Here is a 258-nt window from a genome sequence, read left to right as displayed (position 1 = left end):
CTAATTTATTTACTTTATTGAGAAAATCTTTCTCTCCTTTTCCATATAAAACGAAGGGAGGATCTTGTATTTCACGTAATAATTGCGGATAATTTTCATCCCATATCGTTATATAAAAAATACGATTTTTCTCTAAATAAGATATATATTGCGGAAGATTTGAACTTTGAAGAAATTTCACTAGTTCTGAAGATTTTTTCGAGGATATTCCAGTGTAGTATTCCATTTGTTTTTCGTTAAAAGTATATATGTTCTTTA

The 258-nt window shown here is 27.1% G+C and carries 1 protein-coding gene; it reads right to left on the bottom strand.

The annotated features are described in order from the left end of the window. Window positions 1-258, bottom strand: a 258-nt coding sequence (locus SB717_RS37450; RefSeq protein WP_410908192.1) for a DNA-processing protein DprA, incomplete at both ends; no start/stop codon positions are given.

The sequence above is a fragment of the Priestia sp. SIMBA_032 genome, from assembly GCF_046535215.1.
Taxonomy (GTDB): Bacteria; Bacillota; Bacilli; order Bacillales; family Bacillaceae_H; genus Priestia; species Priestia aryabhattai.
The sequence above is the reverse complement of the archived record's forward strand: the minus strand, read 5'-3'. Positions and strand labels throughout refer to the sequence as shown.